We start from the raw sequence: 6,503 nt of genomic DNA on the forward strand, positions 1-6,503 counted from the left end.
CGTTGACACCGCTTCCTATTCCTTCGTGCGGCGCTCGCTGAAGGAAGGCATGCTGCCGCAGGCCGATGTCGCCACCCAGGCCGGCGATGTGGAAAAGGCCTATGCCTATGTCAGGGCCAATATCGCCGGGCATGGCGGTGACCCCAGCCGCATCATCGGCATGGGCCACTCCGCCGGCTGCCATCTGATCGCGCTCACCGGCATGCGCGGCGGACTGCCTGGCGTGGCCGGGCTGCTGCTCGACGACACCAGGGCCTATGATCTTGCAGCACTCGAGAAAGACGGCGGCATGGTGCGCGCCTATGCGCGGGTGTTTTCAGACCGGTCGCAATGGGCGGCGCTGTCGCCGGCGAGCTATGTCGACGGCCGCAAGCATCCGCCGACCTTCATCGCCTATTCCAAGGCGCCGGGGCGGGGCGAGGAGTCGAAGGCCTTCGCCGAGCGCTTGCGCGCCACCGGCACCGAGGTGACGCTGTTTGACGGCAGCGCCTATACGCATATGTCGATCAACAAGGATTTCGGCACCGATGGCGATGCGCTGACCGCAGCCGCGCTGAAATTCCTGAAATCGACGGCGGGCTGACAGCCCAGAAACGATTTCATCAATCTGGCTCATGCCAAAAGCGGTGGCGGAATATTGCCGCGCGGACCTTCGCAGGTGCAATTGCTCTTCGACCGTAAACCGGAGAAGAACTGCATGAATGGCGCCGATGTCCTGTGCGACGTGCTGCTGGCCAATGACGTCAGGGTCTGCTTCGCCAATCCCGGCACATCGGAAATGCATTTCGTCGCCGCACTCGACCGGAAACCCGAGATGCGCTGTGTGCTTGGCCTGTTCGAAGGCGTGGTGACCGGTGCCGCCGACGGCTATGCGCGCATGACGGACCGGCCCGCCGCGACGCTCCTGCACACCGGTCCGGGTCTCGCGAACGGGCTCGCCAACATGCACAATGCAAGGCGCGCCAGGACGCCAATGATCAACATTGTCGGCGACCACGCCTCCTATCACCTGCCGCTCGACGCGCCGCTGACCAGCGACATCGAGGGCCTGGCGGCGCCGATGTCGCAATGGGTGCGGCGCATCGACGGGCCGGCCGATGTGCAGCCGGCGACCGAAGCCGCCTTTCGCGCCTCGCTGACGCCGCCTGGCGTCACGACGCTGATCCTGCCGGCGGACGCGGCATGGGGCGACGCGGCGCCGGTCACACTGTCCAGGGTCGCGCTTTCTCCGCCCCCGGCGACCGACATGGAGGCCGTGCGCGAAATCGCGAAAGCGATCCGTGCCGCGCCCGGTCGGGTCGGCATGATCGTCCGCGGACAGGCGGCGCGTGCCGATGCGCTCGAGGTCGCCGGGCGCATCTCTGCGGCCTGCGATGTCAGGCTGTTCAGCGATGTGCTGATCGCGCGTATGCAGCGCGGCCGTGGCCGTGTCGCGCCAACCCGCATCCCCTATCCGGTCGACGCGGCGACGGCGATGTTGCGCGATATCGACGTCATGGTGATCGTCGGCGGCAGGGAACCGGTCGCCTTCTTCGCCTATCCGGGAAAGCCGGGTCGGCTCGTGCGTGACGACTGCCGGGTCATGACGCTCGCCGCCCATGGCGATGACCTTCATGCGGCGCTCGAGGCGCTGCATGATGAACTCGGCGTCAGGTCGTCGCAGCGGACGGAGCCCGCCAGCGCCTTCCCGGACGAACCGACGCCTCACGGCGTGCTTACGGAAGATGCGATCGCGCTGTCGGTCGCGAGAAGACTACCGGCCAATGCGATCGTCTGCGACGAGGCGGTCACCTCGGCCAGGCGTTTCTTCGCGCTGTCGGCCTTCGCCGCGCCGCATGACTACATGATGGGCACGGGCGGATCGATCGGCGGCGGCATTCCGCTGGCCACGGGCGCTGCGGTCGCCTGTCCCGACCGCAAGGTGGTCAATCTGGAGGCTGACGGCAGCGGCATGTACACGGTGCAGGGGCTGTGGACGCAGGCGCGGGAAAATCTCGACGTGGTGACGATCGTCTTCTCCAACCGCACCTACGCCATCCTGCATGGCGAAATGCGCAATGTCGGCGTCAACGCGATCGGCGAGAATGCCAGGCGCATGCTCGATCTGGACCATCCGGCGCTTGACTGGGTGTCGCTGGCCAAGGGCATGGGCGTGGAAGCCGCCCGCGCCGACACCTGCGAACGCTTCGACGCGCTGCTCGACAGCGCCCTGTCGCGGCGTGGGCCGTTCCTCATCGAAGCGGTGATCTGAGAGACTGTTTGGAAATTCTACTCTGGCGGCCATCTGATGGCGTTTTCTGCGCTTCCCGTTCTACTGCGTCGCAGTAGAACTGAGCTCACGAACCCAAATGTTCGCTGCGCTCCGGTTCTCGAAACCACCACCATATGACTCGCCGGAGCGAATTTCGAAACAGTCTCGCGTCGGCCTACCAGCGCGTTTTCTCACCGGGCGCCGCGGGCTCGATCGCCAGAGCGTGCACGCCGGCCTTCAGTTCGTCGGCCAGCAATTCGTTGACGGCGCGGTGGCGATCGATACGGCTCATGCCGGCAAAGTCAGGCGAGACGATGCGGACGCGGAAATGCGTCTCGCCGGTGCCGTCATAGGCGCCATGATGGTCCGAACCATGATGGTGGTGGCCGGCATGGAGATGACTTTCGTTGATGATGACCAGCCGGTCCGGCGAAAATGCCTTGTTGAGCTTGTCTTCCATCGTCGTCTGTATGGACATTGCCGTCTCCCTTCACCACATATCGGTGGCGCATCGGCCTGGGGCCGCCGCCGCGCGACAAAATCCGCCATCCGCCTGTTTTATGCCGCGATTCAGCGGTTAGGGCGATGATCGCGAAAATGTCAATTCTTGTTTCGCATCTGCGAACGCCCCATAAATGGGTGAGATGAAGCCGTATCCCAAATATTTCGAGAAGATTCGCATCCGCCCGGAGAAGGACGCGGAGCTGAAGTCGCACTCGCCGATCTGCCAGTGGGACGGCTGCAAGGAGCCCGGCACCCATCGCGCGCCGGTTGGGCGCATGAAGGAGGGGGAGTATTTCCGCTTCTGCTTCGACCATGTGCGCGAGTACAACAAGGGCTTCAATTACTTCTCCGGCGTGCCGGATACCGAGGTGGCGCGCTTCCAGAAGGAGGCGATGACCGGCCACCGGCCGACCTGGAAGATGGGCATCAACGGCGCCTCGCCGCGCACGTCGCCGGGTATGGCGTCGCCCGATATGGCGCAGATGCGTTCGGGGCGTGCCGGCTATTACAACCGCATGCGCGACCCGTTCGACCTGTTCAAGGGACCGAAGGACCCACGCGAGGCGCGCGAGCGCAAGGCCAAGCCGCTTGAGGCCAAGGCGCTGGAAACGCTTGGCCTTGATACAAAGGCGACTGGCAAGGATATCAAGGCGCGCTATAAGGAACTTGTGAAGCGGCACCATCCGGATGCGAATGGTGGCGACAGAGGTTCGGAAGACCGGTTCCGCGATGTGCTTCAGGCCTATCGCGTGCTCAAACAGGCAGGCCTGTGCTGAGCGACCCTATGGTTTGTGTCGTTTTCCAACTTTCATAAGGTTGGAAAAGGCTCTAAGACCGCCCCCGAACAAAATCGATTGCCGGCGAAACGGGATGTTTCGCTTGTGGAGACGTTGAGAGATATGAACAAGGTCGATCGCGACATCGCCAACCTGCCCGACACGACGGTGTCGGTGAAGGACAAATTCGGTTTCGACTCCAAGATGGTGGTGCCGGCCTATTCGGTGACATCGGAGCATGTGCCTGACGTCGATCCGGACTATCTGTTCGACAAGGCAACCACGCTCGCGATCCTCGCCGGCTTCGCCTATAACCGCCGCGTCATGGTGTCGGGCTATCACGGCACGGGCAAGTCGACCCATATCGAACAGGTCGCCGCCCGCCTCAACTGGCCCTGCGTGCGCGTCAACCTCGACAGCCATGTCAGCCGTATCGATCTGGTCGGCAAGGACGCTATCGTCGTCAAGGAAGGCCTGCAGGTCACGGAATTCCGCGACGGCATCCTGCCCTGGGCCTACCAGCACAATGTCGCGCTCTGCTTCGACGAATATGATGCCGGCCGCCCGGACGTGATGTTCGTCATCCAGCGCGTGCTGGAATCCTCGGGCCGCCTGACGCTGCTCGACCAGAGCCGGGTCATCCGTCCGCATCCGGCATTTCGGCTGTTCGCCACCGCCAACACGGTCGGGCTCGGCGACACCACCGGCCTCTATCACGGCACGCAGCAGATCAACCAGGCGCAGATGGACCGCTGGTCGATCGTCACCACGCTGAATTACCTGCCGCACGACAATGAAGTGAACATCGTGCTGGCCAAGGCCAAGCACTATCGCGACGCCAAGGGCAAGGACACCGTCAACAAGATGGTGCGTGTCGCCGACATGACGCGCTCCGCCTTCATCAATGGCGACCTGTCGACCGTGATGAGCCCGCGCACCGTCATCACCTGGGCCGAGAATGCCGAGATTTTCGGCGATATCGGCATGGCGTTCCGGCTGACCTTCCTCAACAAGTGCGACGAGCTGGAGCGTTCGGTGGTCGCCGAATTCTACCAGCGCGCGTTCGGCCAGGATCTGCCGGAAAGCGCTGCCAACGTGGTGCTGGGCTAAGAGCTGATGCCGGAAGGTCAGAGGATCTTTCGGGCACCATCATGCTCCGGGGAATGATCGATGGCGGGTCCAGGCGACAACACGCGCAACAAGTCGAAGACGGGTTCTGAAGCCGACAGCTTCAAGCGCGCTGTCACCGTCTGCATGCGCGCCATCGCCGGCGACAAGGAGATGGAAGTCGGCTTCGCCAAGGACCGGCCGGCGCTGGCCGGAAGCCGGGCGCGCCTGCCCGAACTGCCGAAGAAGGCCTCGAAGACGGACATCGCCATCACCCGCGGGCTCGGCGATTCCATGGCGCTGAAGCGCGCCTGCCACGATGCGCGCATCCACACCAAGCTGGCGCCGGAAGGCAAGGCGGCGCGCGCCATCTACGACGCGGTCGAGCAGGCCCGCGTCGAGGCGATCGGCAGCCGCGCCATGCAGGGCGTCGCCGACAATATCGGCTCGATGCTGGAGGACAAATACGCCAAGGCCAACCTCGTCGATGTCAAGGACAAGGCCGACGCGCCGATCGAGGAAGCACTGGCGCTCATGGTGCGCGAGAAGCTGACCGGCCGTCCGGTGCCGAAGAGCGGCGAGCGGCTGGTCGAACTCTGGCGGCCCTGGGTCGAGGAGAAGGCCAAGGCCGATCTCGACAGCCTGCCGGAAAAGCTCGAGGACCAGCAGGCTTTCGCCCGTCTGGTGCGCGACATGCTCGCCTCGATGGAAATGGCCGAGGAACTCGGCGACGACCAGGAGACCGAAGACTCCGAGGACAATGACGACAACCAGCCGCAAGGCGAGGAGCAGAGCGAGGAGGGCGGCGAAGACGATTCCGGCTCCGAGCAGTCGCAGTCCGAGGATGCCGAGGCCTCGGCCGATGATGAGCAGTCGTCCGAGACCGAAGCCTCGGATGCGACCGCCGATGATCTGTCGGATGACGACGACGCCGACGCCGAGACACCGGGCGAAGCGCGCCGCAACGACAACCCCTTCACCAATCTGCCGAAGGAAATCGACTACAAGGTCTTCACCACGGCCTTCGACGAGACGGTCGGCGCCGAAGAGCTTTGCGAAGAGGAAGAGCTCGACCGGCTGCGCGCCTTCCTCGACAAGCAACTCGCCAATCTGTCCGGCGTCGTCGGGCGGCTTGCCAACCGGCTGCAGCGCCGGCTGATGGCGCAGCAGAACCGGTCGTGGGATTTCGACCTGGAAGAGGGTTATCTCGATCCGGCGCGGCTGGTGCGCGTGGTCATCGACCCGATGCAGCCGCTGTCCTTCAAGCAGGAACGCGACACCAAATTCCGCGACACGGTGGTGACGCTGGTGCTCGACAATTCCGGTTCGATGCGCGGCCGGCCGATCACGGTTGCCGCCACCTGCGCCGACATACTGGCGCGCACGCTCGAGCGCTGCGGCGTCTCGGTCGAGATACTTGGTTTCACCACCCGGGCCTGGAAGGGCGGCCAGGCGCGCGAGAAGTGGCTGAAGGACGGCAAGCCGCCGAACCCCGGCCGCCTCAACGATCTGCGCCACATCATCTACAAGTCGGCCGACCATCCGTGGCGCCGAGCGCGGCGCAATCTCGGCCTGATGATGCGCGAGGGCCTGCTCAAGGAAAATATCGACGGCGAAGCGCTGCTGTGGGCGCACAACCGGTTGATCGCACGGCCCGAACAGCGCAAGATCCTGATGATGATCTCGGACGGCGCGCCGGTCGACGATTCGACGCTGTCGGTAAATCCCGGCAACTACCTGGAGCGGCATCTGCGCGCCGTCATCGAACTCATCGAGACGCGCTCGCCGGTGGAACTGCTGGCCATCGGCATCGGCCATGACGTCACGCGCTACTACAGGCGCGCCGTCACCATCGTCGATGCCGA

The 6,503-nt window shown here is 64.4% G+C and carries 6 protein-coding genes; 5 read left to right on the forward strand and 1 reads right to left on the reverse strand.

What is annotated here, in order from left to right; all coding sequences use genetic code 11:
- A partial coding sequence (locus tag J0I79_RS02365; RefSeq protein WP_292855109.1) for an alpha/beta hydrolase fold domain-containing protein occupies positions 1-583 on the forward strand: 583 nt, incomplete at its 5' end.
- Between the two features lie 114 nt (positions 584-697).
- A complete protein-coding gene (locus J0I79_RS02370; RefSeq protein ID WP_292855111.1) occupies positions 698-2,251 on the forward strand; it encodes an acetolactate synthase large subunit in 1,554 nt (517 codons plus the stop codon).
- Positions 2,252-2,426: 175 nt separating this feature from the next.
- On the opposite strand, the gene J0I79_RS02375 is transcribed toward J0I79_RS02370, so the two are convergent.
- Positions 2,427-2,729 carry a BolA family transcriptional regulator gene (locus J0I79_RS02375; protein WP_292855113.1) on the reverse strand — a complete coding sequence of 101 codons (303 nt, stop codon included), beginning with the start codon at positions 2,727-2,729 and terminating at the stop codon, positions 2,427-2,429.
- Positions 2,730-2,886: 157 nt separating this feature from the next.
- Here J0I79_RS02375 and J0I79_RS02380 point away from each other — a divergent pair, with 157 nt between their 5' ends.
- The 3 genes from J0I79_RS02380 to cobT all read left to right on the forward strand — a co-directional run.
- Positions 2,887-3,531, forward strand: a complete 645-nt coding sequence (locus tag J0I79_RS02380; protein WP_292855114.1) for a J domain-containing protein — start codon at positions 2,887-2,889, stop codon at positions 3,529-3,531.
- A 123-nt stretch (positions 3,532-3,654) separates the two neighbouring features.
- Positions 3,655-4,641, forward strand: coding sequence for a cobaltochelatase subunit CobS (gene cobS, locus J0I79_RS02385; protein ID WP_292855116.1), 987 nt, complete (start codon positions 3,655-3,657; stop codon positions 4,639-4,641).
- A 60-nt stretch (positions 4,642-4,701) separates the two neighbouring features.
- Positions 4,702-6,503 (forward strand): cobaltochelatase subunit CobT (gene cobT, locus J0I79_RS02390; protein WP_292855118.1); only part of this gene is annotated, 1,802 nt, incomplete at its 3' end.

It is taken from the genome of Mesorhizobium sp., from assembly GCF_017306585.1.
GTDB lineage: Bacteria > Pseudomonadota > Alphaproteobacteria > Rhizobiales > Rhizobiaceae > Mesorhizobium.